We start from the raw sequence: 23,541 nt of genomic DNA, 5'->3' as shown, positions 1-23,541 counted from the left end.
ACGAATGCCCACGCACGGACTTGACAAGGGCGATGGAAGCCGTAATATAGATAACTGCTGTGTTGAACAGCCGACGCGGGGTGGAGCAGTTCGGTAGCTCGCTGGGCTCATAACCCAGAGGTCTCAGGTTCAAATCCTGACCCCGCTACTAATAGGCTCGGAATTGTTTGGATTCCGAGCCTTTGTTTTTCTGTCTCAGCGTATATGCAGCAGTTCAGCACGCTGGCCCATGGTGCAGCCAGGCATAGATGGACCGCCCGACTACGAAATCAGAGAAATCCGTCTACATCCATCCCTTCACATGACTGCACGGTTCACGGTCTCAGGATTCTATCGCCTTCGACTTCTTTACTTCGTCGAACTTGGCCTTCATGGTCTCATTGTTTCTAGTCAGCCTTCGTATGGTCACGTCCTGTGCCTTGTTGTTGGCCAGACGAAGCTGGTTCTCGGAGCCCAGCAAGGCGTCCTTGATCTTGTTCAGATGATTGATGGATTTGTCGATCTCCTCCACTGCATTCTTGTATTGCAGGGAGTTCTTGGCAGCGTCCCGGAGCAGGGTGATTATCGGAATGAAAAACTGCGGGCGGACGACATACATTTTCTCATAGCGGTAGGAAACGTCCACGATGCCCGTGTTGTATAGGTCGCTGTCAGGCTCCAGCAGGGAGACCATGATGGCATACTCACAGTGCTTCTCACGCCTGTCCTTGTCGAGCTCCTTGAAAAAGTCCTCGTTCTTGTGCTTGGTGGAGGTGGTGTCCATCTCGTTCGTCATCTCGAACATGATGGACACGATCTCCATGCCCGAATCGTCCTTGCTGCCCGTCCTCGCATCGTTGCCCTTCTCAAAGTAGACATTGGGGAAAGCCGTGGACCGTAGCTTGTTGAACTCGATCTGGCAATGCTGCTCAAGCCTTCATGAGGATATCAGCATACCCGGCCTCGTCAAAGGTGAATGCAGATGCCCATTGGAATTAAATGATGTTGATCATGGGCAACCTTTTCTTCTTGATCCTGCATTAGACAAAACCACTCCTGCTCTGAGCAGTCCGTACTGGAAACCCAGTGACCGCGACTCCTGATGAAGAACCATTCATGATCTATGTCGATCCCTTACAAGGATTCAACAATCATGGACCAGGTAATGATCTTCCGGATCGCTCCACAAGCCTGACGATAGTCCCCCGCCTGCCTTGCAGTCTCAAAAGCTGCTGCTACGATCGGCTCTTCAACGCCAGCCGCCTCTGCAATCCAGAGTAAAGACGCAGCGTTCTCCAATTTGTCGAAGCAATCCTTTGCGCTATTATTCGGCTTCTGCCGGGAATAGGCACCCGATCCATAGGTGGCATTATCTGCAAACCACTGCACCATATGCTGTTTTTCCGTTCTTGCATGTGTATCCGGCGAATTCCTCACCTCACGAAGGTACCTATCGGAATACGGATAATGTGAGTGCTTGAAACGCAACAAGTGCGAAAACGCAACGCAACTCATGTCATTTCCATTTGCCACGCGAGCCTGCTTCATTAAAGGTTAACTTCAGCTTTTATAATAATCATATCAACGGAGAATAACGGGAACGTTCAGTCGACAATTAGCCTTGCCACATTGCTCAGATTGCGTCCGTGTCCTAGAGAACAAAATATGCAAGGGACGACGCACGTGTACATCATCAACCATCAATCGTAACCTGTCGGAGCGGTTATGCCCGAAATTCGTTTTCATGCTTGATAAGACCTGGGGCCTTAGAATTCCGAACTTGCTGAGCTCGAAAAACCCTCAAAGAACGAAGCCAGCAGTATGGACGCATTCTGAGGCACCAAGCAAAACAACCGGGCACCCGATAAAAACCTCATGCCTACAGATTTGCCTCGATACATTTCGCGGTCTCCTGAGGTTAAAAGAATCCTAGGTTCGCCCTGTTGCCGTGTCAGGACCTTACATTGTGAGAAAGATTTTGTAGAAATGCAGGCCAAGATCCGTGGGACTGGCAGATGGGTTCTACATGCTACCCGGTTTCAGGCTGAGTGCACTGGAATCGTCAGCATTTGCGAAATCTTCGGCATTCACCCCCTAAGCATCAGTCAAAGAAGCAAACACCCTGAGTCATCTTGCCTTAGCTCTGCTAGCTGTTTGACCAATATGGGACGCACTCAATCCAGCTCACACACTGCATAGCACCTGCAAACTCACCCTGGAGACAGTGGTGTACGCGGTCGCTGGCCTGTCGGAGGGAGAGTTGTCGTAGCTTCCTCCACTGTAAACCTTTTTGATTTAGTTTTTTGTTATATGCTCCAACCGCAAGGCAGATGAATTCCTATAAAGGGACGCATTTAATTGTTTTCGATTCCCTGGCCGTCGATCAGTAATATTGCTTGTCCCGACTGAAGGGCGGGAGAGCTGTGTAATCCAAGACAGTATCCACTCGATTTCGCTCGCCCAAAAGTCATTGCAGAAATTCAACAGGGTAAGTCTCTAAACCGAATACCGCCCTTGCTGCCGATGAAGACTGAATCCACTCATACTCAGCTCCTTGCTTCCATGTTGCTAGTCAAAATTCGTGACAGAGAAGCGATAGACAAGGCTTGCTGCCGGTTTGCTGGGTGTCTTGTTCGCTACGAAAACCAAAGAAGTAGACTTCCACCGACTTGAACTTGCTAGCATGATTGCATCTCCAGCAGGGAAGGCCAGGAGGCTCATCATGCTATACACACAACTGGGCAAAACGGACATCAACATATCGAAGTTCTGCGTGGGGTGCATGAGCTTCGGCAAGCCAGGCACCATGCACGACTGGACGCTGGATGAGGAAGGGACTGACGCCGTCGTTGCGCATGCACTCGATCTGGGCATCACGTTCTTCGATACAGCCAACGGCTACTCCGCCGGGACCAGTGAGGAATATCTGGGGAAGGCGCTTAGGAGGCATACAAGCCGCGATCGGGTGGTCATTGCATCCAAGGTCTATTTCAATGAGGGGCGACTTTCATCCAAGGCCATCCATCGGGAGATCGATGGAACACTCAAGCGGCTGGGCACCGACTACCTGGATCTCTACATCATTCACAGGTTCGACTATGAAACGCCCATCGAGGAGACTATGGAAGCACTGAACGATCTGGTCAGAGCTGGCAAGGTGCGAGCGCTGGGGGCTTCCGCCATGTACGCCAGCCAGTTTCAGGATATGCAGAAAGTCGCCCAAGACAACGGCTGGACCCCCTTCAGCGCCATGGAGAACCATTACAACCTGCTCTATCGGGAGGACGAGAAGGATCTAATACCCTTCTGCAGAAAGACGGATGTCTCCCTGATGCCCTACAGCCCTCTGGCCGCTGGCCATCTGACACGGCCCACATGGACCGCCGACACCCTGCGCAGCGCGACTGATAAGGTCTCGCGCGGCAAGTATGACCGGGCCGAGGACAACGACCTGACCATCATCGATCGTGTACAAGAAGTGGCAGAGCAACACAAGGTTCCTATGGCCCGGGTAGCCATCGCCTGGCAGTGGGCCAAAGGCGTCGCTTCACCAATCATCGGCGCCACCAAGGCCCGTCATCTTGACGATGCCGTGGCTGCGCTGGATTTGGAGCTCACGCCCGAGGAGATCGCCTCCATGGAGGAGCCCTACCTTCCGCATGAGACAGTGGGAGCCATCGGCAGCAATCCTCCTGAAGGCGTGGTATTGCTGGACGCGGAGGAGAAGTAGCGCCGCAGATATTTCCCTAATTTGGTGTCCGTATTTGAGCACGCAGGCAACAATGATCCGATTAACTCACTGCTAATTCATGAATTTATGCCTGTGTCAGATTACGGATCAATGCTGTCTCTGACCTTGCTAGCCTTCCCCTGTGATCATTTTTCGACCAATGTTTAACGAACTCACGATGTCGAAGGAATCTGGCCGCCTTACTTGCTAGGCCTCGACTGCCACATCCTCGTCGCCACCATATCCAAGCTGCACTGAGATGCATGCAGCACTGCGTCTTACAAGCAGACCGAGCTCCTTCATACGCTTGCCAGGCATAAATGTGGCTGCTGCGGATATTGAAATCGCAGCCGTCACTGCGCCAGCACCGTCACGAACAGGGGCGGCCACGCATCTAATGCCAGGCTCATTCTCCTCAAGATCGTAGGCAAACCCCTGCTTGGCGAATTGCTTCATTGCAGCTGCGAAGGCTTTCTCGTTGGCATAGTCGTGTTCTGGTTTGCGATCTTGAAGATTCCTGTCCTGTATGTATTGGGATTGCCAACGGTCAGGATCATCCAATAAAAGGGCTTTGCCGATCCCTGTGAAGGTCAAGGGCATACGGCAGCCGGGCCAAGAGCGAATTTCAATGCCACGGCTGCCGTGGATTTTGTCAAGATATAAAGCCGATCCTGAGTCCTCCACAGCGAGATGCACCGTATCCTTGGCAGTCTGAGCCAGATCAAGCAGAAACGGGCGGGCAACCTCCTGAATCGATATCTTGTTCCTGGCCTGGAAACCCAGCTCGATCAGAGCAGGCCCCAAACGCAAATCCCCATTGCTCTCTTCACGGAGAAAACGCTGGCTGCGAAGAGCTTGTATCAGTCTATGCGCGCTGCTTCTGCTCAGACCTGTCTGTCCAGTTACTTCCTTGAGATTGCGCGCCCCATGCGCGACGGCCCGGAGCACCGCAATCCCATGCATCAGGGTCTGCGTTCCCGCAGGTGCCTTTGTCTCTGCCATATACCGCATTTTAAGGCGTCCCAACCAGGAGGACGAAAAACCCGTTCAGCCTTATTCATCTGAACAATGACAGCTCTTGTTCCATGGCACGCACATACAGATCGGTGTCTCCAGCGATAGCAATGAAACTTGCCCCCCACTCAAAATACTTTTTCGCCAGTGAGTCATCGAAGGCCAGGGACCCTGCAGCCTTGCCGTGGCGGAGGATGGAATCAAAGGCCTTATGTATAGCATCCTGGACCACAAGGTTGTCGGCATCATCCGGATATCCCAGCGAAGCAGAAAGATCCGCCGGCCCGATGAAGATTCCGTCGATACCATCGACAGCAGCTATGGCATCGATATTTTCCAAAGCCTCCCGACTTTCAACCTGCACGACAATGCACAATTCATCGGTGGCATCACGCATATAATCGGGTATTCGACCCCATTGACCCGATCGTGCCAGGACAGCTCCTACACCACGAATCCCCTCTGGGGCATATCGGACTGCCTTAACCATAAGCTGAGCCTGCTCAGACGTATTGACCATAGGCAGAAGGAGGGTCTGCGCCCCTAGGTCGAGGACCTGCTTGATCATCACAGGATCCGGACTGGCAGGACGCACGATCGGCGTACACGGATACCCGTGCACGGCTCTGAGCTGGTCAAGAATGGTAGTCAGCGTATTCGGACCATGCTCTCCGTCCACCAGCAACCAGTCAAATCCAGAACCAGCCGAGATCTCGGCGGCTGTCGCCGATCCGAAAGCTAGCCATAGCCCGAGTTGCCTACGATGCTCCTTTAAAGCCCTTTTGAATTCATTGTGAGGTATGTTGCACGACATGAAATGCCCTTCCGCATAGTTCTTTTCCTGACACGACCGGAACCGCGACATCGTCCGTCGCCGCTCAGTGCGTGTATGGCCGCTCCAGAGCGCATTCACGATTCAACTCGACGCCGAAACCCGGCTTGTCAAGTTGATTGGCAGTAATGACACCATGATCGGGAACAGGCTCTCCTATCAGGAGCGGATCAAACTGGGCACGGACATGATCCGCCTTCGGAGCAGTCATCAGATATTCGCTGAAGGGTGTGTTTGTAAAGGTGATGACGGCATGGTGGGAATATACGGACGAACCATGAGGAACCACCAATTGTCCATGAGCTCTTGCCAGTGCAGCAATATCCAGTAGGGATGTGATACCGCCGCACCAACCCACATCAGGCTGCAGAATATCGACTCCGGCATCCGAAAGTTCCTTGAACGAACTCAGATTGCCTGTATGCTCACCAGTAGTCATCAGCATGCCCGGAGGCATGTTCCTCTTTAATTCGCGATAGCTCTGTACATCGGCAGCGGGGAAGCACTCCTCCATCCACTTCAATCCATACGGTGCCGCAGCCCGAGCCAGTTTAGTCGCATAGTTCACATCCTGGCTCATCCAGCAATCGAACATAAGCCAGAAATCCGATCCGACTTTCTCGCGCATGTCAGCAAGCATCGCTATATCCTTGCGGATACCCTCCTCGCCGAAGGCCGAGCTCCAATGCGTCGGCATCTTTCCACCGATAAAGCCCATCTCCTTAGCCAGGTCGGGACGCGCCCCGGTGGCATAAAAATGGATTTCATCCCGGACTGCTCCTCCGAGAATTTTGTAGACAGGCAGTCCAATGACTTTCCCGAGAAGATCCCACAATGCCAGATCCACACAGGAGATCGCGTTTATGACGACACCGCCACCTCCTGAATAGAAAAGAGTCGCATTAGTCATCTGATCATGGATCAACTTAATTTGATCGACTCGTTTGCCCTCAACAAAGCGGCTCAAATGCTTCTCCACGATGAAGCAGCCGATCTGGCCGGCAGTCGAGATAGCGAACCCTGTCGTTCCATCGGAAGCCTCAACTTCAACGACCAGAGTCCCCAATACATTCAATCCAAATGACTGGCGGGACTGCTCATATTCTTTGTACTTGCTCATTGGCGTCGCGATATGGTCATCAATCCAGTGCCCTTTGCCCTGGTCATGGTAATCACCCCCTCCCTGGCCGTGTACTTTGGCCGCAGCACCACCCATGCTGTATGCCCTGATGGATCGTATCGTTGGCAACTTGGTTGAAGACAGCGACATTGCAACCTCCGGTTCTTCGTCATTGAATCGGCTTCTTCTTAGGATTTCAAAACCTATCCGTCGGAAGCCTGATATTCACAGTATCAGATATGAAATTACATCCCAATATTTGGGAATATTCCTAATAAGATACAGGCGGGAACATTATTGTCACGCAATTATGTGCAACAAGAGTTGTTCCATATATAGGGACGATTGCCCAATACTTGTATACTGGTGTCAATCACTGGTCCACTCGAGCAGAGATGCGTTAACTCAACGCTCCGATCACAGAGGATCGCGACACATGACCAGATGGGACAAATGCCGCAGACATGCGACTCTCCACTCCTGCACAAAGAGGTCAATATGACAAAAGAGCCAACGATCACAGCGAAACAGGCACGTCTCGACAAGATCATCATTAAGACCACGAAACGCTTGGTTCCTTTCCTGTTGCTCATGTACGTCATGGCGTTCTTCGACCGAAGCAACATCAGCTACGCCCAGCAATCGTACATGGCGGACACTGGGCTCACTGCCCAAGGTTATGCCTTGGGATCGGGATTGTTCTTCGTTATCTATTCCTTCTTAGGAGCACCATCTAATTTGATGATGCGCAAGGTAGGTGCCAGACGATGGCTCACCATACTGACTATTTTGTGGGGGATCGTCGGCACCGGCATGGCCTTTACGCATAATCAAACACAGTTCATTGTCGTGCGAATCCTGCTGGGCGTGGCAGAGGCAGGCTTCTTTCCCGGAGCCATCTATCTAACTACAATCTTCTTCCCCAGGAAACAGCAGGACGAAATCAGAGGACTGTTTTACATGGGGGCTCCTCTGGCCATGATCATCGGCGCGCCAGTGTCCGGTCTGCTACTACAGATGCACGGAATTCTCGGGATGCCTGGGTGGTTCTGGATGTTTCTGATCGAGGGTGTGGCTGCCATAGCCGTGGGAATCGCAGCTTACTTTTATCTGGACGACAGCCCCCGGACAGCAAGATTCCTGGATGCTGGCGAGGGCGAAATCCTGGCCGAGGCTATCGCTCATGACGAAGCAAACACCAAGGACAAGACGGAATCGAGTATGTCCGGGGCTCTCGGTTCATGGCGAGTCTGGGCTCTTTCAATCGTGTACTTTATGATTCAAGTGGGAGTCTACGGAATAACCTTCTACCTCCCTTCTCAGGTTTCTGGATTAATCGGCAAGAAGGTGGGCATGGAGGTCTCTCTGATATCCATGCTCCCCTGGCTTTGCGCACTGATCGGCACCTGGCTGCTCCCCAAATGGTCAACCAAGATCGGTCATCACCACCTCTTCGTCGCCATGATCCTGCTCGTCACCGGTTGCTCCATCACCTTTTCCGCATTCGCCAAACCATTGCCGGCTATCCTGTGTCTGTGCATTGCAGCCACGGGGGTAATCGCCAGTCAGCCCATCTTCTGGAGAATGCCTACCGAGCTTTTGACCGGTGCAGCCTTGGCAGGCGGCATCGGTGTCGTCAACATGGTAGGAGGGTTCGGAGGTTTCTTCGCACCCAACATAAGGGTATGGTTCGACTCGCTCTTCGGCACTCCCGCCACCGGCAGGGCCGGTCTGGTAGCCTTGGGGGGCTTCGTTCTTGCAGGCGCTCTGATATCCTGGCTGGTAGGTTTATCCGAACACCAAAAGCGCTGATCCCAGCAATCCCATCTATATAGGCCAACGGATTGCATACGGATCAGCAGCAGTCCACCGTTCATCACTGCGGTAACCGCAAAAGAGACAGGCGCACTGCTTCTGAATCCTTGGAAACTTTCGAATCGACCATCCCTGAATCCAGCGCCTGCGCACAGTCGCCATCCGCGTCAGAGCCTTCTGAGGCAGACGCTTCAAGGCTGGCTTGCCCAGCAGCGCCTGGCATGAGGCGGGCGGTCCGCCAAAGGATCACCCGCCTCGATCACTGGGCACTTTTCAGACAAATACGAACGGCGCAATCATCCGCTTGCACAAATCTTCACTTGGCGTAGTACTCGTCATAGGCCTTCTGCTCCAGCTTGATGCTCTGGTCCAGATTGGCCTTCTTGAGGGTGTCCAGGTACTGATCCCACTCGGCATCTACTCCCCCCTTGGTGGTCCATTGCGCAAACTTGGTCATGGCTGTATTGAGTATGGCCGTGTTGTTGTTCTGCAAAGTGCTGTTGTCGGCAGAAGAGAATTTGAGCCCACCGGGCAGAATGTCACGCTTGGGATCGACGTGGTTGAGAATGGGCTCCAAGGTCTTGACCTGGCCGCGCGCCTCCTGCACATCCGCCGGCAGCTCAATCTTCAGGTCCGGGCGAATCCAGTATGGCGAACCATCGGCCAGGGTCTGCGACCACTTCCATGTCGAAGGATCCTTGGTGGAGTCTGCAGGCGGCAGAATCTTATAGGACTTCTCGCCGGTCTTCCGAATATCCTTGCCCATGTCGCCCCAGAACTGCTGAAGAGACACGTCCTGGCCATAAAGGGCGTTGATCACCTTGAGCACAGCCTCCTTATTCGAAGGCTTGGCTGACATGGCCAAGGCTGATTCGTTGTAATCGTACTTGTCACCCACATGGTCGTAGACCAGTTCATCAGGATTCTGATCAGGCTTGGCCTTGAGCGTCGACATGGTCACGTACTGCTTGGCCAGCTGGGCACCGAACCGATCAGTCGCTGTCCAGCCCCAGGTGAATCCTACCTTGGCGGTGTCCCCCTGGCCGCGGGCGGTGGATTGCGCCGTGGAGTAATCGTGGGTGAAGGCATCCTTGGCGATGACCCCATCCTGCCAGAGCCGGTTCATGAACTGTACGACCTGCTTATATCTGGGATCAGTGAAGAAGGACTTGACCTGACCCTTGTCCACGTAATACCCCTGGGCGCTGCCAAGTGAGGTCACGATTCCCAGGCTGTTAAGAAAGATGACGGGCTCGTTCTTGCCGAATCCGGCCGGGGAGGGCGAATAGAAGTCGAAAGGCACCTCGTCAGCCTCTCCATTTCCGTTGGGATCCTGGGTCTTGAAGGTCTTGAGCACGTTCTCCAGCTCATCCCAGGTGGTCGGAACCTGCAATCCCAGCTTGTCCAGCCACTGCTTGTTGATGAATGTGTGGCTGGCATCGGCCGGCATGATCCCCTTGGCCACTGAGGGCAGAATGTATATGGCTCCGTCCTTCATGGTGACCGATCGTTTGGCGGCCAGATCAGTAGTGAACATCTTCTTTACGTTGGGCATCTTGTCCAAGTCCTTGCTCAGATTCTCGAACAGGGTGCTGTAGGTGGCCAGATCGGCCAGAGTAACGCCCTTGAGGATCAGATCCGGCACATCTCCGGCTGCGAACATGGCCTGTTTCTTCTGATCCCAGTCTGAGCTCGCCTCCTGCCAGTGGATCTCGCAGCCGCACTCCTTCTCAACCTGCTTGGGCCAGGCCATCTTGGACATCTTCTGCGTCAAGGGGTGCTTGGCCACAGCTATGGTGACGATGGGCTTGCCCTCGGCATTGGTTTTGGGCTTGCTGGACGAGCCGCCGCACCCCGCCAGCAGCATGGACAGGGCGACTATGCCCGCGCCCACGGCAGCCAGATAGGCGCGAATGCCCCCTGGTTCATGGTTTTTCATCATTGTTTCCTTTCTCTCGACTGATGACTGGTTGACCACGGCCATACAGTGCTTCATCTGCGATTGACCTTGACACTGCAACGATGAAGCAGGACCAAGCCAGAGCGCGACAGGGCCCGATCAGCCCTTGATGGCCCCGATCATGACTCCTTTGTTGAAGTACTTCTGGATGAAGGGATAGATGACCAGCAGGGGCAGGGTAGAGACGATGATGACCCCATACTTGATCTGGTCGGCGTATTCCTGGCCGTATCCAGCCCCGGAGGTGGCCCCCGATCCGCCCTGGAAAGCCTGATTCGACAGGAGGATGTCCCTGAGCACTATCTGCAGGGGCTGCTTGTCATAGGTGCGGATGTAGACCAAGCCGGTGAAGAAGTCGTTCCAGTGGCCCACCATGTAATAGAGGCCGATGACTGCAACGATAGCGCTGGACAGGGGCAGTACCACGCGGCCGAGATAACGGAACCAGCCTGCGCCGTCGATCTGAGCCGCGTCATGCAGATCCTCGGGAATGCTGGTCTCGAAGAAGGACCGGGCGATGATCAGATTGTAAACGCTGACCGCTCCGGGGATGACGAAGACGGCCCAGGAATCCAGCAGGTCCATCTGCTTGTAGAGCAGGTAGGTAGGAATCAGCCCGCCGTTGATGAACATGGTCACGGTGAAGAAGAGCATGATCAGACGCCGGCCTCGCAGCTCGCGTCGCGAAAGCGCGAAGGCCGCAGGCATGGTGACCACCAAGTTCAATGCAGTGCCGACAACTGTGTACAAGAGGGTATTTCTGTAGCCATTCCAGATGCGTCCATCGCCGAGAATCTGCCGGAATCCGTACAGGGAGAAACCCTTGGGCAGCCAGTTGACCTGCCCGGTATTGACCATGGTCTGGTCAGAGACCGAGGCGATGATGATGAACCATATGGGGTAGATGATGCTGGCGACCACCACAAGGAGGAGAATGACGATGACCGAGTCGGCAAGTCGGTCCTTCCAGCTCTGAGGATGGGTCAGCCGCCGGATACCGCTGCTCTTGATGCCATGGTTGATGCTCATGTCGGCTTCCTTCCGGATTCAGAAGATGCTGGTGTCGGAGATGCGCTTCGAGATTTGATTGGCGGCGACCAGGAAGATCAGATTGATCACCGTATTGAACAGGCCTATAGCCGTCGAGTAGGAGAACTGATTCTGCAAAATGCCGATTTTATAGGTGTAGGTACTGATGACCTCCGAGGCCGGCAGATTCAAAGTGTTCTGCATAAGGAAGACCTTTTCGAAGCCCACGTTGAGCACACCGCCCATATTGAGGATGAGCAGGATGCCGGCAGTAGGCAGGATGGCGGGAATGTCGATGTAGCGAATCAGCTGGAAGCGACCAGCGCCATCCATTCTGGCCGCCTCATAGAGGGCCGTATCCACCGAGCTTAGAGCCGCCAGGTAGATGATTGAATTCCACCCCATGTGCTGCCAGACTTCGCTGATCCAGTAGATGGGTGTGAAGGCTGCGGGATCACCCATGAAATTGGGATTGACTACATGCAGAAAAGCCAAAAAGCGGGTCAGCAAGCCTGATGAGGGAGCAAGGAAGAGATTGATCATCGCTACAATGACCACGGTGGAGATGAAGTGGGGCATATAGGTGATGGTCTGCACAAATCCCTTGACTTTGCCCGAATGGATCTGGTTGATGAGCAGGGCCAGGATGATGGGTGCAATGAAACCCATGACCAGGGTCCATAGGCTGATGCGGACCGTGTTGATCATCAGCGGCTTGAACATGGGCGAGGCGAAGAACTGACGGAAGTAGTGGAAGCCCACCCATTTGCCGCCGGTCAGGCCCTTGGTGAAGTCGAAATCGCGGAAGGCCAGCTGGATGCCGTACATGGGGCCGTAATGAAATATGGCCACAAAGACGATGGCAGGAAGCACCATCACCCACAAGGGCCAGCAACGATGCGCATATTCCGCGAAGCTCTCGCGACGGAGCCCACGCCTATTCGAAGTCTGTTTCCGCCGATAACGGGATGATCCGCGCTCTGAGTCCAATGCATCCTTGTGCGAGGTCATGACATGTCCCTTCTTCATCGAGTGGGATGCGCAGGAGCCGAAAGGATCAACCTCGATCGCACCTGAAACCGGACCGGACGACCTACGGCCCTAATCCCTATCGGCAACTCCGACACTGGCCATAATAAGAAGAAAGGAAAATTTTGTCAAATAAAAAAGTTTCTTAAAAGTAAAGTACGGAAGACTTGCTTGTGTCAGTGAAATTGCGACTGTGCGGCCCTCTGAAACTTTCGACTAGTGGATTTAGAGCGGCACTCTGGTGGAGGCGCGCTGGACAAGCGTGCCCTTGACGCACTCGATACCCTGGTGACCTCGGCCTTCCAGCATATCAGCCAGGCAGCTGGCTGCCCTGGTACCGATGGCCTTCAGGTTCAGGTCGACGCTGGTAAGCGGAGGACGCGAGTTGCCGACAATGACCGTCCGATTGTCAACCCCAACCACCGACACTCTATCCGGCACGGAAATATGCCGATCATGCAGGATATCCAGGCACCCACGGGCTATCTCGTCGTTGCCGCAAGCCACCCCATCGAAGTCGATGCCTTCATCCAGCAAGCCGACCATGGTACTACGCCCAGTCTCCTCGTTCCAGCCTCCATACCGAACTGTACGCACGGCAGCCAACCCGCGGCTATCCAGTTCTGCCATCTCGCCCTTGAGCCGCCTGACCGAGGACTGGAAGGCCGGATCGCCGGCAATCAGCACGATTTTTTTGGATCCTCCCTCGACCAGATGCCGTACCATCAGCCGCCCGATGTCCTCGTTGTCGGTAATGACAGAGCAGTCATGGGGATCCATGGACGCCTGGTTGGCATAGACAACCGGCACCGGGCAGCTGGTCAGCGCTGGCCGCGGATCGGTACGCCATCCCACCATCAGCAGACCTTTGACACCATAGGCCAGCAGATTATCTATATGGTGCTGCTCAAGAGCCGGATCCCTGCCGGCGTTGCACAGAAAAACAGGAATGGACTCGACTCCGAAGTAGCTTTCCGCGCCGATCAGGATGGGCATGGAGAACTGGCCGTCCAGGTCCGAAGTGACCAGGCCCACCGACTTAGGCAGGCTGGGAGGCTGGGACTGCTTTTGACGCTCATTGAGTGAAAAGGAAAGCTCCGCGGCGGCCTTGTACACCTTGGCTCTTGTCGGGCCGCTGACCTGTGCGCTGTTACGGAGCGCCTTGGAGGCTGTGGACACTGCAACCCCCGCCTTGGCAGCCACGTCGGCCAGCGTCACTTTCTTGCTCATCGGATCGCCTCCCGGCTCTTCTGGACTGTGAGCGTCTCCAACTATGGTAATGGAGAGAGACGGCCATCGAGCCCTGCCAGTCTCGCTCATCTTTTTACTCATTGAAAATTTTCCTAATCTGGTGTTAGCCTATGGGTGTCCAAACACAGGCGGCAGAGCATCCGCCTGATCAGAAGACAGTGGGAGCGACACCATGGTCACCTTGTTTCATCCCCAGCCCGGAACCATCCCAGTGACCGCCGGGTCAGGCGCTGTTCTGGCCGATTCAGGGGTCCGGCCTAATTGGCTGCTGGATCATGGCGAGGATACGGCCGTGCAAATTGCGGCGGGCAATCTGATGAGGGATTTTGCGACTGTCACAGACCGGACCCAGAGGCCGACCAATCTGATCGACGAGAGCAGCCCGACCATCTGCCTGGGCACCCTGGGCCATTCCAGTTGGATCGATTCGGCTGTCTGCTCCGACCAGCTCGATCTGACCCCGCTCAAGGATCCCCAAGGAGAGTACCGCTGGGAAGGCTTCACCTTGCAGGTCATCGACGGCACCCTCTATATCGCCGGGACTGACCGGCGCGGAACTATCTACGGAATCTACGCCCTCAGCCGGGCCATCGGCATCTCACCCTTGCACTGGTGGGGAAACGTACCGGCCCGTCGCCATGAACGGATATGCCTGCCCGACGACCTGCGCGTCTTCGACTGGCCCTCGGTCAGGTACCGGGGCTTCTTCATCAACGACGAGGAGGAGCTGGACGACTGGGCTCGCCTACACACTCCGGACGGAACCATCGGACCGGCGACCTATGAAAAAGTCTTTGACCTGATCCTACGGCTGGGCGGCAACTATCTGTGGCCAGCCATGCACGTCAACGCCTTCAATGCCGATCCGCGCAACGGAAGACTTGCCCAGAGCATGGGGATTGTCATCGGGAGCAGCCACTGCGACATGCTCCTGCGGAGCAACCAGCATGAGTGGGATCCCTGGGTGGCCTCACAAGGCAGGCATGTGGACTATGACTATTCGTTGCCCGGATGCAACCGGGATATGATTCGGCGCTACTGGTCACAGAGCGTGGACATGAACCGGAAATACGAGGTCACCTGGACCCTGGGCATGCGCGGTATTCACGACACGGGCCTGACCACGCGCGCCATCGACGAAGATCCGAACCTGGATCAGGAGGGTCGTCTGCGAGCGCGAGTCGATCTGCTCGGTCGGATTATTCGCGACCAGAGGAGCATTCTGCACGAACACTTGGGTCGACCTCCGCAGGAGGTCCCCCAGCTCTTCATTCCTTATAAGGAGGTGCTGCCCCTCTACGACGCGGGCCTGGACCTGCCCGAGGACGTGACCATCATGTGGGTCAATGACAACTACGGGTATATGCGCCGCTTCCCCAATCAGGCCGAACGGGCGCGCAGCGGGGGCAATGGGGTCTACTACCACAGCTCCTACTGGGCGCCGCCGAGGACCAGCTACCGCTGTACCTCATCCACTCCCCTGGCTCTGATGAACGACCAGCTGAGCAAGTGCTGGGATCGGGGCATCCGCCGGGTATGGGTAGACAATCTGGGAGCCATCAAGCGCCTGGAGCTGGAGGGATCCTACTTCCTCCACCTGGCCTGGAATGCAGACGAGAATCACCACAGTCTTTCGGCCCGGGACTTTGTGGCCGCCTGGTTCGACCAGAACTTCGCAGACGATCGCGGCTCTGAGGCGGCCGACATGTGCATGAGCTACTACCGGATCAACAATCAGGCCAAAATCGAACACCTGCATGAGGACTCATTCACCCAGACAGGGTACGATGACGAGGCCGGCGGCCGCCTGGCAGCCTTGCGGGAACTAGCAGAGCGCTCGCACAATCTCGGCAGGAGCGTAAAGCCAGAGTTCCGCGAAGCTTATCGATCACTGGTGGACCTGAAGATCGCCATGGCCTACTACGTGAACGCCCAGTTCTACCATGCGGACCGCAGCCGTCTCGAGGCCGCCCGAGGCGCTATGCCGGCCGCCCACAGACAGACGAGGATCTCCCATCTCTTCCAAGGGATGATCCGGGCTCTGCTCCATTGGTATAACAAGGAGCTGGCCCAGGGCTGCTGGGACGGCATCCTCACTCCCAACAGGTTCCCTCCTCCTACGCTACCTCAGTACCCGGCTTGCAGACCGGTGAAGGTCCAACCGAATCAGGGACTGATCCTGACGCCACAGGGAGCACAGGAGGGCGTCATAGTCCCTGGCAATAGCAATCACGTCAAGCTGGTCTTCGATCCCTATGGCATCACCGACCGTTGGATTGACCTGGACCTTATGGGCAGTCCTGCAGAGGAAGTGTGCATCAGCGCCAACCAGGACTGGATCAGTCTGCCAGCGGAACGGCGAATCGTCAGGGATGAATGGCGAATCCATGTACAGGTCGAGAACGCCTCAACCCATGCGGGTCGGCAGGGTACGCTGACCATCGTCACCCGTCCCAGCAAGCCAGAGACAACTGAAAAAGCCTGGTCTACCCCGATCATGGTCGATGTTCTGGTAGGCGAGAATCCTGGCTTCAGACAAGGATTCACCGGCTACGTCGAGGCTGATGGACACATCAGCATGGACCCCTCACGCGGACGTGTCAACCCCGACCTGACGGAGACCACCACTTGGCTGGCAACCCAAGATCTGGGGCGTTTCGGCCCAGGCCTGATGCAGACCAAGGGCTGGAGCGACCCGGAATCAGGAAGCGGGGCCTGTCTGAGTCTGGACTTCTGGCTAAAGACCCCCGGCCGCCACCGTCTAGAGGTTCACCGTCTGCCCACACTGAACTCGCGTGGGCGAATTCGCCTGCGTGTCAGCCTGGATGGCAATCGGGGCGAAATCCTGGAATCGCCCACCACTGACGAGTTCCGTGGCGACTGGCAGGAGACCATCGTATATAACGCCGAGCAACTGACCATGGTCCTGCCCTATTTGGAGGCAGGACCCCACCAGCTGCAGCTTATTGCCGTGGATGACTCCTTCGGCATCGACAAAGTCGTGATCAACACCGGTCGGAAACGGTCCAGCCGGCTGGGACCTGCTTTCAGCACCTGGGTGGCGGATGGCCGGCCCTCCAAACAGGCTGGCAACAGGAGCTTTCACGCAGCTCACATAGACAGGGCTCAGACCAGCAATCAGATTACAGTCTGTCAGCCAACGCCCACGGCCGGGGCCTTGGACCGCCCCCTACGGAATCTGGCCGTTGGAGACTACGGAATCGATCCGGACCGCACCCCGGAAGAACCTGTACCCTACTTCGATCAGGACTACTGGCTTCACGGCGGCTTGTATACACGGCCGAAGCTGGTCTGGCCTGCCGGGCATCAGCACGAGCAGAAGCTGAGCCAAAACAATGACGCCAACAAGACACCAGAGCGCATCTACCTTGAGACCGCTGACTGCCTAAGACAAGGCGAAAACGCCTGGCTGTCACAGAATGGGTCACAAAACGGCAAGCGTCGGCAGGGCTGCTGGTTTCCCACCGACGCCCCCACTCACAGGGGCCGGGGCCTGGCCATGCGGGCCGAGCCTAGGCAACAGCTCTGGCCCAAACCCGGTCAAGCTCCCGGCATGAACCTGGCCTTCCAGGTTGGCAGGCCAGGCAACTACCGGATCTGGCTCCTAGCCCAGTTCGCCTCCGACCTGGAGGACTCCTGCTATGTGATCTTGGACGGCGACCCGCTGCCCCCGGGCGACCTTTTCCCCCGAGGGGGAAGACTGATGACCTTTGCCACCGAGCATGTCTGGGGATGGTCGGAGATGGCCGCCATCCAGCTGACCGGCGGTCGGCACGTTCTGGTCTTGGAGCCGGAACGAGCCGGCATGCGCATCGCACGTGTCTACCTGGCCTGCGATGGATCACGGCCTCCCTTGGATGAGCAGTGGCCCGGTTAGAAAGACGACAGACCTGAGGACGCACATGGGCTGGACGCCTGAAATCAGCGGTCACTGCCGTTCTCTATGCCCTTGGGCATCCGCCTGGCCTTGCCGGAGAGGAGCGAGCCAGTCATGACTGCCGCAGCAACAATGGCTAGAGGAAGAGCTATAGCTGCACCTGTTCTGGGCAGTGCCTCCACCAGGGCGTTCCAATCGTCGCTATTGGAACGGACAGCCCGATCCGAGCACAGCAGACGGCCGTCGACCATCACGCCCCGGAAATCAGGCTGTTGATGGGTCTTGTCGGCATCTTCCCGCTCAGGAAGGGCCGCTTGACCTTCTACAGGACAGGGCACCAGGGGACTGCCGATCACCCTAGCCCTGTCAGTATGCCGGCCAGACATGCCCGACACTGTGGCATGCACGTCCACAGACTGGCCAGGACGGAGCATTAGGGTTGACCAATTATTCGGATAGCGGATCCCGGTCACCCGTCCCTGGCCCACGACTGTCTGATCCTCCAAATGCAGTTGGCGGGCAGGGAAGATTGCTCCAGTCCCATCGCTGGGATCGCGAGGAGAATCATTGGTGATCCGGAAGACAATGGGAACATCGTCATGAGCCCGGAGGGCCTGTTCCGGCTGATCCCGATCTCCTTTGGGCATGCCGCCGGCCTGATCAAACTTCTCGATATGCAAAGCCGGCGTCATATCGGGCGTGCTCGTCCAGACCGTGTTGGATGCCAGAATCTTGTCCTGATAGAACTCAGTGAATCGGTTCTCATGACGTTCCACGTTCTTCAGCCGCCTGCATTGCAAGTAGACCCTCCAACCGACCGGGCGGTCGCCTGAAGCGCTGACCAAGGCCAGATACCGCGACGTAGCCTCCACTTTGATCAGACCTGCAGGGCCTGCGGTCATCGTAAACCAAGGACCGCCATGTATATCTGCGGACATGTCTGAACCAGCCATGATCTGTCCATGATGAATCAGGATGCGTCCATTCTCGTAGAGGTCCTGGGTTGCGTAGACGGCCCAATGGCCAGTGAACCTATCCACCGCTGGGTCCAGCCGATCCTCAATCCGCCAGGTTTTCACCTGCGGATAGGCACGTCCGGCCGGCAGCAGACTGGAATCCAGACGGTACAGGAAGAGTCGGTCACGGTAGATACTGCCACCATGAGCGCTTCCTCCACCCACTGCGGCTACCACATCCTTGGCGGGATTGAGCGGCTTGACCGGATTGGTGACCACGTTGGTCGCTTTATGCAGGTTGTTGACGATCTGGGTCGCCTGGTTGCGAACCACATGACCGGTTTCCGCACGGATGACCGTGTAGGGCAGGACCAGATCATAAGTGCGCCCCAGCAGCCCTTGGTCAATAGACGGTTCTAAGAGGGGATTATGGCCTCGGACAGCGGCATAGGCTGCCAGATCGGCAGGCTGGGGATCCCCTTTGAGGGTCACGCCTGTAGCCGGCACATAGGTATCCACGGTTTTGGCGAAGACCAGGACTGTGCCGTTTCTTACCTGAATGTTGAAGGCCTTGGTGTAATCGCGGCCGTCAGAACCCAGAACCTCGATCCCCTTGGGATCGATATCCAGGTGACGAGCGTCGTAGGCATCCGTCATGCCCAGCCGCCAGACCGGATAGGCGGTGTCCTTACGGCGGGCGTCCAGACTGATCCGATAGACACCATGGTCGCCCACAAAAAGCACCTTGCCGTCGATACTGATGCCTGGATCATGCGCGCTGACATCGCTCTTTGATGGATGGAAGTCAGCCGGCGGATTGCTCACCTGATTGGAGGGAGTCAGCGAGTTGTTCAGCGTCAGCACCCACTGATTGCCCACGCGATGATCCGTTGGGGCCTTGGGGTCAACCCTGCCTTCGAAGCGCAGACGGATTCTGGGATTGCCCCCGGCCCGCCACTGGCTGATACGGACGGGGTCGGTAATGGTCACCCGCAGGCTATGGTCCTTGTCCTTCCACTTTGTGGCGTATCCGGTCTTGGCGATGACATCGCCGCTCTGCAGGTCAGTCACCTCAAGGGTCTGTTTGTCGGGCAAAAACCAGCGGTCATAGACATCCGTCAGGATGATTGATTTGACAGGATAGGCAAGATTGTCGGGCAGGCTGGGCTGGGTATCCAATCCATACTCCAGCCGCTGACCAGGAAAGACCACCCTGCCGTCAACACTGGCCTGCTCCCCGCCTTGGCCGGCCTCCGAGATGACATCCTTGCGCACCGGAGGCAGATATCCACAGATGCCTGGCTCGTTGGTCTGCACACTCTGTGTGTTGACTGTTTGGGAGCCCGAGTTAATCAGGGCCTCGCCCTGGTTGCCATGGCCGTCGGGCGCCTTGCAGAAGGTCAGCTCCTGATCGGGTGTTCTGCCCAAATCCTTGCGAACCTTGGCCGCACCGCCGCCGCCGGCAAATCGGACCGTGAAGGGAACCAGCATGGTGACCTGCATAGGGACCTCCATCCCCTTGAGAACGTTCAACCACCCGCTCTTGGCCTGGGCCCGCGCCCGAGCGCCTGTCACGCTGATCTCGAAACGGTCGGTCACATCCCTGCCCTTGGCCACGATGCCTCCGACGCTGCTGCGGCGGTAGTGCCCGTCTGCATCCGCCTTGGCCTTAGCCGCAAAAATGCGGATAGCCCCAGCCCCGTCCTGATCAACCAGATAGTTTGCAGCGCTCCAGTCGTCAGTCAGGGCGAAAACCTTAGGGGCCTCAATCAAATGAGCTTCGACAGTAGCGTTGACCACCGACCCCACTTGGTCGCCGTCCAAAAAGACGTGTCCGTCGGCACCTGTCCCGTTACTCCATTGGGGGTCTATGACGCTCTTCCACGCCCCCGTGGCTGTGTCTCGCAGAATCCAGGATTTGTCCGGCCTGGGCTTCCAGGTGGGCGTACGACGCTCCGGGGTCGACTGGTCAACCTGCCGGGCGGCGCCCTCCCAATGGATTCCTCCCTGGTCCAGAATCACCCCGGTTTCTGGCCGGTCGACAGTCACATCTAACTGCCATGCCCAGCGGTGTTCCTCCGGCAGAGCACCACCCTTCCAGGCGGCTGTGGCGCGGTCTCCAGGCGGCCTGGTCCCTTCGGCAGTGTTGAAAACGAATTTGTCGGTCAGGTCCTCGCCGCTGGTCTGGTCCCTGACATGCTGACCACTGATTCGGTACTGCTTGCCCTGAGGGTTGAAGACATCGCTAAAAGTCAGTTCGCGACCGTCCCGACCGGTTCCAGTGACAATATGCGTGCGATTGGTCATCCCATCCGCGCTGGTGCCACGATCTACTTGCTTATCAGGTGGATCCGGCGGCAGATCGGCCGGCTTGGGCTCGTAGTCGTTGAGCATGATCACCACCAGGGAGATGCCCTTCTCGTTGCCCGCATACTCGTCAGCGAACTTGTCCAGGTTGTCGTTGGGCTGATCCCAGAAGGAATCGCTGGTCCGATAGGTCACCCCACGATTGCTGAATGTGCTGTTTGCCACCTGGCTGCGCCAGTTATCCATCCAGAGCTTGTGAATAGCCACGGAGATCCCGTCAAATATACGTTGGGATCCACGGTAACCGGCAACCACGCCCACGCCGGTCACCCGGCAGTGGCCCTGTCCGGATTGGTCGGCATGGGCCTCGTTAAAGCGCGCCTGACAGTTGCCGTTGGCCTCATCCAGAGCCTGCCGCTTGACCCGGGCCGTAGTGGCATTGCGCCCGTCCACTACCCCCATCTGGGAGAACGCCCTGTCTATGCTGCCTATTTCATAACCGCCAAAAGCCCCCTGGTCGTCATCCTTGTAGGCCCAGCCCTGCCAGAGCCGGATCTTTTGGCCACCGGGTGGCACCGGTCTGCCACCGGCATGGCCTGATCCTCCGCCAGCCATGGCAGGAGCCGCCGGACCGGCAAGGGTCGCCAGGGCAGCCAGAGCCGCCAAGAGGCCGATCCATCTATGCTTGTTCATACTCGTCCTCACTTTTTCGCCCGCCCCATGCCTTGAGTATGGGCGGCCGCCGGGCATATAGGTGCGTGGGAGGGGAACTGTGGTCGAATGTGCCGCGAGACGGTTATGCTGTGTATGACACATACCTGTGCCGTCCAGACCGAAAAGGAGACAGGACAATGGCAGAGACATTCGACGTGTTGGTCGAGATCCCACGCGGCTCCCGCAACAAGTACGAGATGGACCACGACAGCGGCCATATCAGGCTGGACCGCACCCTCTTCACCTCCATGGGCTACCCCGATGACTATGGGTACATCGACGGCACCCTGGGCGAGGACGGGGATCCTTTGGATGCCCTGGTCATGATTCCCGACTCGGTCTTCCCGGGTTGCATCGTTGAATGCCGCGCCGTGGGGCTCTACCACATGGTCGACGAGGCCGGCGGGGATGACAAGGTCCTCTGCGTGCCCGCCGATGTCCGCTTCGACGCCATCAAGGACATCGACGACGTCTCCGACTTCCACAAGCAGGAGATCAAGCACTTCTTCGAGCAGTACAAGGCCCTGGAACCAGGCAAGGAGGTCATGCCCGGCGACTACTGGACCAACGCCGAGGCCGCCGAGACCCAGATCAAAGCTGCACGCGAGCGCCTGGCCGCCCAGCACTGACCCCACTTGAGGCCGCCCAGCGGCCTCATCAACCACCCCGGCGAGGGCCCAATCGAGCGTCCTAACCGGGGTTTTGCATGCCCAAATCCTCCCAAAATGCGTCTGGCCGTCTACCATTGCGAATTGCGGGTGTGCGCGCAAGGGCAGGAGCGGCTATGACTTTCTATACATACCAATACCTCAAGGGCGGGCAGACCAACTGGACCATGATCAGGATCATCGTGGTCGTCGTTCTGGCCCTGGCCTTCCTCTTCTTCCTGTTCATGTACTCCCGCCATCGCTGGAACCACAAGTACAAGGATCTGTCCATCATCCTGGCCACCCTGCTCCTGCTGGCGGCGGCCATCCAATACAGCGACTACACCAATCTGCGCACAGCCAGCCTGCAGAGCGGACAGCTGACCACAGTCATCGACAAGTCCGCCGCCAAGCTCAAGGTCAACCCTGAGCAAATCAGCATCAACGACACCTCGCGCAACAATGACATGATTATCAAGACCCCCAAGGGCTACTACACCCTGGTATTCAACAGCTCCGGCTCCGAATTCCTGCTGCAGCGTGCCGACCTGTACCACCCAGACATCACCGTGATCGGAGAGTGACCCATGGATATCAATTTCTACGTCAACGTGGCCTTGAAGCTGATCGTCGGGTTGCTCTTCATCACCCTGCTCATCAACGTGACCGGCAAGGGGAACCTGGCGCCCACTTCGCCCATGGACCAGCTGCAGAACTATGTCCTGGGCGGCATCATCGGCGGGGTCATCTACAGCGACAGCATCTCCATGGCCCAGTACATTGTCATCCTGCTGATATGGGCCGCGCTGATCCTCATCACCCGGTATGCCAAGACCCACATCCACGCGGTGGGCAAGTACGTCGACGGCGAACCGGTTACCATCATCAAGAACGGCAAACTGCTGGTACAGAACTGCCTCAAGGTCAATCTGACAGCGAAGGAGGTGGACTTCAAGCTGCGCACTAAGGGCATCAATGACATTCGCGACGTTAAGCGGGGCATCGTCGAGCAGAACGGCGGCCTGACCATCATCTCCGAAGGTGACAAGGACGTGCGCTACCCGGTGGTCATGGACGGGCGGGTCAATCCCGATGTACTCGACACCATGGGGCGGGACGAGGCCTGGCTCGACGAGCAACTGGCCAAGCAAGGCATACGCAAGGTCAGCGATGTGTACATGGCCCGATACCAGAACGGCGAGTTCTATGCCGTCACCTACCAAGACCAGTAGCGCCATCCAAACGGCGGCAGGCGGTCTG

General features: G+C 56.8%; 16 protein-coding genes and 1 tRNA gene. 7 read left to right on the top strand and 10 right to left on the bottom strand.

Features of this window, described 5'->3' with window-relative positions; translation table 11 throughout:
- Positions 1-74: 74 nt before the first annotated feature.
- Positions 75-148: transfer RNA gene (locus tag J3T95_RS05335), tRNA-Met, on the top strand.
- 174 nt (positions 149-322) lie between these two features.
- Here J3T95_RS05335 and J3T95_RS05330 read toward each other — a convergent pair.
- Together J3T95_RS05330 and J3T95_RS05325 are read right to left on the bottom strand one after the other, a co-directional pair.
- Complete coding sequence (locus J3T95_RS05330; protein ID WP_416378749.1) at positions 323-895, bottom strand: DUF2130 domain-containing protein; 573 nt, start codon at positions 893-895, stop codon at positions 323-325.
- A 218-nt stretch (positions 896-1,113) separates the two neighbouring features.
- Positions 1,114-1,512, bottom strand: coding sequence for a hypothetical protein (locus J3T95_RS05325; RefSeq protein ID WP_267450692.1), 399 nt, complete (start codon positions 1,510-1,512; stop codon positions 1,114-1,116).
- A 1,189-nt stretch (positions 1,513-2,701) separates the two neighbouring features.
- On the opposite strand from J3T95_RS05325, the gene J3T95_RS05320 reads away from it, so the two are divergent.
- Positions 2,702-3,709: an aldo/keto reductase gene (locus J3T95_RS05320; RefSeq protein ID WP_267450691.1), complete on the top strand. Its 1,008-nt coding sequence runs from the start codon at positions 2,702-2,704 to the stop codon at positions 3,707-3,709.
- Positions 3,710-3,916: 207 nt separating this feature from the next.
- On the opposite strand, the gene J3T95_RS05315 is transcribed toward J3T95_RS05320, so the two are convergent.
- The 3 genes from J3T95_RS05315 to rhmD form a co-directional block, all read right to left on the bottom strand.
- On the bottom strand, positions 3,917-4,711 hold the full coding sequence (locus J3T95_RS05315; protein WP_267450690.1) for an IclR family transcriptional regulator: 795 nt from the start codon (positions 4,709-4,711) through the stop codon (positions 3,917-3,919).
- 55 nt (positions 4,712-4,766) lie between these two features.
- Entirely contained in the window at positions 4,767-5,537 is a 771-nt protein-coding gene (locus J3T95_RS05310; protein WP_220237472.1) for an HpcH/HpaI aldolase family protein, read from the bottom strand.
- Positions 5,538-5,601: 64 nt separating this feature from the next.
- On the bottom strand, positions 5,602-6,825 hold the full coding sequence (gene rhmD, locus J3T95_RS05305) for an L-rhamnonate dehydratase (protein ID WP_267450689.1): 1,224 nt from the start codon (positions 6,823-6,825) through the stop codon (positions 5,602-5,604).
- Between the two features lie 348 nt (positions 6,826-7,173).
- Between rhmD and J3T95_RS05300 the strand changes: the two genes are divergently transcribed.
- The gene (locus tag J3T95_RS05300; protein WP_267450688.1) at positions 7,174-8,487 is read left to right on the top strand and encodes an MFS transporter; all 1,314 of its coding nucleotides are present in this window, start codon (positions 7,174-7,176) and stop codon (positions 8,485-8,487) included.
- A 319-nt stretch (positions 8,488-8,806) separates the two neighbouring features.
- Here J3T95_RS05300 and J3T95_RS05295 read toward each other — a convergent pair whose 3' ends face one another.
- The 4 genes from J3T95_RS05295 to J3T95_RS05280 form a co-directional block, all read right to left on the bottom strand.
- Positions 8,807-10,432, bottom strand: a complete 1,626-nt coding sequence (locus tag J3T95_RS05295) for an extracellular solute-binding protein (RefSeq protein ID WP_267450687.1) — start codon at positions 10,430-10,432, stop codon at positions 8,807-8,809.
- A 117-nt stretch (positions 10,433-10,549) separates the two neighbouring features.
- Entirely contained in the window at positions 10,550-11,479 is a 930-nt protein-coding gene (locus tag J3T95_RS05290) for a carbohydrate ABC transporter permease (RefSeq protein WP_220236396.1), read from the bottom strand.
- Positions 11,480-11,497: 18 nt separating this feature from the next.
- Complete coding sequence (locus tag J3T95_RS05285; protein WP_258561488.1) at positions 11,498-12,508, bottom strand: ABC transporter permease; 1,011 nt, start codon at positions 12,506-12,508, stop codon at positions 11,498-11,500.
- Positions 12,509-12,733: 225 nt separating this feature from the next.
- Entirely contained in the window at positions 12,734-13,738 is a 1,005-nt protein-coding gene (locus tag J3T95_RS05280) for a LacI family DNA-binding transcriptional regulator (RefSeq protein ID WP_220236397.1), read from the bottom strand.
- 193 nt (positions 13,739-13,931) lie between these two features.
- Between J3T95_RS05280 and J3T95_RS05275 the strand changes: the two genes are divergently transcribed.
- Positions 13,932-17,657: a glycosyl hydrolase 115 family protein gene (locus J3T95_RS05275; RefSeq protein WP_267450686.1), complete on the top strand. Its 3,726-nt coding sequence runs from the start codon at positions 13,932-13,934 to the stop codon at positions 17,655-17,657.
- A gap of 44 nt (positions 17,658-17,701) precedes the next feature.
- On the opposite strand, the gene J3T95_RS05270 is transcribed toward J3T95_RS05275, so the two are convergent.
- Positions 17,702-21,613: an LPXTG cell wall anchor domain-containing protein gene (locus tag J3T95_RS05270; RefSeq protein WP_267450685.1), complete on the bottom strand. Its 3,912-nt coding sequence runs from the start codon at positions 21,611-21,613 to the stop codon at positions 17,702-17,704.
- 158 nt (positions 21,614-21,771) lie between these two features.
- Between J3T95_RS05270 and J3T95_RS05265 the strand changes: the two genes are divergently transcribed.
- The 3 genes from J3T95_RS05265 (at position 21,772) to J3T95_RS05255 (ending at position 23,513) form a co-directional block, all read left to right on the top strand.
- Positions 21,772-22,263 (top strand): inorganic diphosphatase, encoded by a 492-nt coding sequence (locus tag J3T95_RS05265; protein ID WP_015022497.1) that lies wholly within the window; start codon positions 21,772-21,774, stop codon positions 22,261-22,263.
- 155 nt (positions 22,264-22,418) lie between these two features.
- Positions 22,419-22,865 carry a DUF3290 family protein gene (locus tag J3T95_RS05260; RefSeq protein ID WP_015022498.1) on the top strand — a complete coding sequence of 149 codons (447 nt, stop codon included), beginning with the start codon at positions 22,419-22,421 and terminating at the stop codon, positions 22,863-22,865.
- A gap of 3 nt (positions 22,866-22,868) precedes the next feature.
- A complete protein-coding gene (locus J3T95_RS05255; protein ID WP_220236400.1) occupies positions 22,869-23,513 on the top strand; it encodes a DUF421 domain-containing protein in 645 nt (214 codons plus the stop codon).
- Positions 23,514-23,541 lie beyond the last annotated feature (28 nt).

It is taken from the genome of Bifidobacterium sp. B4079 (assembly GCF_026537385.1).
In the GTDB taxonomy this organism is placed as follows: domain Bacteria; phylum Actinomycetota; class Actinomycetes; order Actinomycetales; family Bifidobacteriaceae; genus Bombiscardovia; species Bombiscardovia asteroides_I.
This window is presented reverse-complemented; position numbering and strand designations above follow the sequence as displayed.

Bases quoted from the DNA above. Each gene is read 5' to 3' on its own strand.
- J3T95_RS05290 (WP_220236396.1), bottom strand. From the start codon at position 11,479: ATGAGCATCAACCATGGCATCAAGAGCAGCGGTATCCGGCGGCTGACC.
- J3T95_RS05300 (WP_267450688.1), top strand. From the start codon at position 7,174: ATGACAAAAGAGCCAACGATCACAGCGAAACAGGCACGTCTCGACAAG.
- J3T95_RS05315 (WP_267450690.1), bottom strand. From the start codon at position 4,711: ATGGCAGAGACAAAGGCACCTGCGGGAACGCAGACCCTGATGCATGGG.
- rhmD (WP_267450689.1), bottom strand. From the start codon at position 6,825: ATGTCGCTGTCTTCAACCAAGTTGCCAACGATACGATCCATCAGGGCA.
- J3T95_RS05275 (WP_267450686.1), top strand. From the start codon at position 13,932: ATGGTCACCTTGTTTCATCCCCAGCCCGGAACCATCCCAGTGACCGCC.
- J3T95_RS05295 (WP_267450687.1), bottom strand. From the start codon at position 10,432: ATGATGAAAAACCATGAACCAGGGGGCATTCGCGCCTATCTGGCTGCC.
- J3T95_RS05260 (WP_015022498.1), top strand. From the start codon at position 22,419: ATGACTTTCTATACATACCAATACCTCAAGGGCGGGCAGACCAACTGG.
- J3T95_RS05255 (WP_220236400.1), top strand. From the start codon at position 22,869: ATGGATATCAATTTCTACGTCAACGTGGCCTTGAAGCTGATCGTCGGG.
- J3T95_RS05270 (WP_267450685.1), bottom strand. From the start codon at position 21,613: ATGAACAAGCATAGATGGATCGGCCTCTTGGCGGCTCTGGCTGCCCTG.
- J3T95_RS05280 (WP_220236397.1), bottom strand. From the start codon at position 13,738: ATGAGCAAGAAAGTGACGCTGGCCGACGTGGCTGCCAAGGCGGGGGTT.
- J3T95_RS05320 (WP_267450691.1), top strand. From the start codon at position 2,702: ATGCTATACACACAACTGGGCAAAACGGACATCAACATATCGAAGTTC.
- J3T95_RS05285 (WP_258561488.1), bottom strand. From the start codon at position 12,508: ATGAAGAAGGGACATGTCATGACCTCGCACAAGGATGCATTGGACTCA.
- J3T95_RS05310 (WP_220237472.1), bottom strand. From the start codon at position 5,537: ATGTCGTGCAACATACCTCACAATGAATTCAAAAGGGCTTTAAAGGAG.
- J3T95_RS05265 (WP_015022497.1), top strand. From the start codon at position 21,772: ATGGCAGAGACATTCGACGTGTTGGTCGAGATCCCACGCGGCTCCCGC.